A 3,671-nucleotide genomic window follows, 5' to 3' on the forward strand; every position below is an offset into this window, starting at 1 on the left:
CGCCCACCATCAAAAGTGGCTGATTTCAGACATTTTCTCCATATGAAATTTGCTTCAATCGCTTCATGGAAACCCGGTTCGTTCGGCCACTATGAATGCCCAGACCTGCACATCGGGTCAGATTGTCAAGTAATCCATAAAAATAGTATTAAACTGGTGATTCGCTAATATCATTGAGTCATCAATTCACATTAAGACATCTATATCCATTCCATTACAAAAAACCTCAAATAATTCCATCCCGGTCAGCGCTTCCGTGCCCGGTAATAACCTCCTTGATAATTGCAAGCGCGCGATCCAGCTCTCCTCTGTTGACCGAGGCGCCGAGACAGAGGCGCAATCCGGTATCAGCCTGAGGGGAAACTCCAGACGCGTCTGGAGGGGTAATTTCTACGCCTGCACGAAACAGGCGTGCCGTTACCCTCTCCGCATCGAGTGCCGACATGGGTATCCAAGCGTGAGGCGAATACATGGCTCCTGGTCGCGCGACGAGATCTCCCAGTACTGTATGTGACTGGTTCCACCGGGTGGCAGCTTCTGCCTGAATGGATTGTCCGATGGTATCGATCCGTCCTTCCGCGACCCACTGGCTAAATACCAGCGCTCCCAGTGCGGGCGGGCAGTACCCCAAAGCTCGGATACCTTGCATGAGTCGTTCCCGTGGCAGGTCAGGTGGAAGTGCCAGAAAAGCCAAACGAAACCCCGGGCAGACTCCTTTGGAAAGGCTGGCGAGATACAGTGTCCGTTCCGGCGCGTAAGACACGATCTGACGCGGCTTCTGGGAGTACGCGTAATAAGCATCGTCTTCCAGAATTAGCAGGTCGCGGGCTTTCGCAACAGCCGCGATCTGCTGTCGACGCTGCTCTGACATTGTCCGTGTGGTCGGGTTATGAAGCGGCGGCAGCGTGATATGCAGGCGACTCCCTGTATCCGCTGCCGCCCGGTCAACAGCTTCGGGCAACACCCCTTCATCATCCATCGGTACCCCCCGCAGCTTCAGACCCAGATGGGCCGCCGCCATACGCGCACCGTAGAACGTTGATGATTCACACAGGACGGTATCGCCAGGAGCACAGAATGATGAAAAAACCAGTGCAATAGCGTGCTGACCGCCGTTACACTGAATCAGGTTTCCAGCAGAGAAATCCAGCCCGTAATGCCGTGCGATCCATTGAGCGCCGGCTGCGCGGACATGCGGCAGACCCTCGCCCTGAACATAATGCACAGCAGGATCAAGCGCATTACGCCCCACGAGTGCAGCCAGAGCGGCATTCAACTCCGCCATCAGAGGCACAGGGGGGGGCGTATTGCACCGTAGGTCGATCAGACCGCTTCTGCTTTGTCCCGTGACAGAACCACGCTCAATGGTGGGAACATCCGGAACAGCTGGCAATGCACCCCGTACGAATGATCCGCGTCCAACATGAGCGGACAACAGTCCTCGTCGTTCCGCTTCCGCATAGGCCCGTGTCACGCTTCCAACGCTGACCCCCAGCCGAAATGCCAGATCACGCTGGGGTGGCAGCTTTGCGCCAGGAGCAAGCTGCCCCGTTTTGATATCCTGCGCCATCGCCAGAACCAGCCGCTCATAGAGCGGCTTGGGACCGGATTGTAGTGCAGGTTGCCACATAGCGGGCTCCATCAACATCATTGGAATAGGACAATATAGTGATTGAACTCTTTGAGAGAGTTGTCAATCTATAACAATCGAATCGATTCGTCTGTATTGTACTATAACAATAAGGCTATCCTATGTCGCAATCAGCCATGGACATCGCACGCCTACGACCTGAAGTCCGCATCTTTCCACAAGTCCCGGAGATAGTGCAGGCGCTGGGAGTGCTCTGTGTCATCTTCACGGGACTATTGCTGCTCATGGCCATTCATGAGCCTGCTGTAGCTCAGGAAGCCGAAGAGAGTCCTGATACGGTCTCTGTGTCTTATGACCGTCAGGATCTGAGCGATCCCGTCAGAGCAAGCCGCCTTCTGGTCAGGATCGACAAAGCCGCACTGAAAGCCTGCGGCGCGATGAACGGTCTTTCTATCCCGACGCAAGAGTTGATCATACGCTCAGACTGCCATCATGAAACCTTTAACCGAACAGTAGCGGCCTTTCACAATCCGACACTGACACATCTGGCTGCCGCAATCGATCCATGGGTCGGCCCAAGAACGCAGGAACCCTGACAATGGATCTCCCTTTCCGACAGGTAGACGTTTTTTCCGCCGAGCCCTTTCGGGGCAATCCTCTCGCCGTAATTGCAGGGGCGGACGGATTATCCGATAGCCAGATGGCCCAGATCGCGAACTGGACCAATCTCAGCGAGACGACCTTTCTTCTCAAGCCAACGCATCCTAATGCCGATTATCGTGTGCGGATATTCACACCACACACCGAGTTGCCTTTTGCCGGTCATCCGACACTCGGAAGCGCATTTGTCTGGCAGTCTCTTGGAGGCGTGTCGAAATCTGATGTGATCATGCAGGAATGCGGTGCGGGTCTTGTTCCAGTGCGCAGACAGACCAATCAATTATCCTTTGCTGCTCCACCAAGGCGTCGGACTGGTCCTGTCGGACAGAATGACCTGGCGAATGCTCTTGCGGGTTTACGTTTGTTACCTGGGGATATTCTCGATGCACAATGGGCGGATAATGGCCCCGGATGGATGGCTCTTCGCTTACGCAGCCGCCGGGACATTCTGGCCATTCAGCCCGACTGGCAGAAGCTAAGAGGGCAGTACTTGGGCGTTGTAGGAGCGTGGGACGATCTGCACGATGGGGCAGACGTCCAGTTTGAGGTGAGGGCTTTTGTCGGAGACGGGCAAGGGTGGGAAGACCCTGTGACAGGCAGCCTGAACGCCGCTATGGCCCAATGGCTGATCGAAAGCGGGGTCGCGCCAGCACAATATGTGGCCACTCAGGGCACCACATTACACAGAGCCGGGCGCGTCTTCGTAGTGAAAGATGGCGATGATATCTGGATTGGAGGAAACGTCGTCACTCGGGTTGCAGGAGTAATCACATTATAGGTTTTCAGAGCGGTCGGCTGGCCAGCTTTTTATGGCATCGCAGGTTATTTTATTTTCCGGGATTTTGCCCGATCAGTAGCTGACCCCGTTCACGGACCGAAATCAAACATCCATATGTTTCTGTACTTCGACATGCGTCACGAACGCCCTTAAAACGGCTTCCCAGAAGGCTCTATACGTTGAATATCGCCCCCAGTTTGGCGGCTCTTCAACATCTGCTTTCGGGTCGACCGAAAGCAGAACCCATGTCTGCGTGATCCGATCAATTTCCTTATTGGTAAAGCCCAAAAGCTTCTGCAGTCCTGGATTGCCTCCAGGTTAAACTGAAGGTTACGCCCTCTCGGTCCGTCCCGGATTGCTTCATCCAGCGTGTCACCGCACATGTCGGAATCTTCACCTAATGAACTGGCCCCCAAATTGGACAATCGTGGAAATACGTCTCGAATTTCAGTGCACGAAAAATCAAATTCCGAAAACACAACGGATAATCCTGTTGCGTTTGGCATTCTTGAAAGTACTCCCGACTGATTTACCAAAAATTCCAAACTTAGATTTTGGACAGGCCCATGTACCTCCATACAGAGCCTCCAAACCACTTGGATGAGTTCATGTGGCTCATATTTTAATCCAGGAGAAATACGG

4 protein-coding genes are annotated in these 3,671 nt (G+C 53.9%); 2 read left to right on the forward strand and 2 right to left on the reverse strand.

Annotation, left to right across the window (positions count from 1 at the left end; all coding sequences use genetic code 11):
• Positions 1-226: 226 nt before the first annotated feature.
• On the reverse strand, positions 227-1,630 hold the full coding sequence (locus ABF979_RS16555) for a PLP-dependent aminotransferase family protein (protein WP_415560771.1): 1,404 nt from the start codon (positions 1,628-1,630) through the stop codon (positions 227-229).
• 137 nt (positions 1,631-1,767) lie between these two features.
• Here ABF979_RS16555 and ABF979_RS16560 point away from each other — a divergent pair, with 137 nt between their 5' ends.
• A complete protein-coding gene (locus tag ABF979_RS16560; protein ID WP_415560772.1) occupies positions 1,768-2,187 on the forward strand; it encodes a UrcA family protein in 420 nt (139 codons plus the stop codon).
• 2 nt (positions 2,188-2,189) lie between these two features.
• On the forward strand, positions 2,190-3,029 hold the full coding sequence (locus tag ABF979_RS16565; protein WP_415560773.1) for a PhzF family phenazine biosynthesis protein: 840 nt from the start codon (positions 2,190-2,192) through the stop codon (positions 3,027-3,029).
• Between the two features lie 102 nt (positions 3,030-3,131).
• Here the strand turns inward: ABF979_RS16565 and ABF979_RS16570 are convergent, their stop codons facing one another.
• Positions 3,132-3,317 carry a hypothetical protein gene (locus tag ABF979_RS16570; RefSeq protein ID WP_415560774.1) on the reverse strand — a complete coding sequence of 62 codons (186 nt, stop codon included), beginning with the start codon at positions 3,315-3,317 and terminating at the stop codon, positions 3,132-3,134.
• Positions 3,318-3,671: the final 354 nt, after the last annotated feature.

The organism is Gluconobacter sp. (assembly GCF_047723935.1).
In the GTDB taxonomy this organism is placed as follows: Bacteria; Pseudomonadota; Alphaproteobacteria; order Acetobacterales; family Acetobacteraceae; genus Gluconobacter.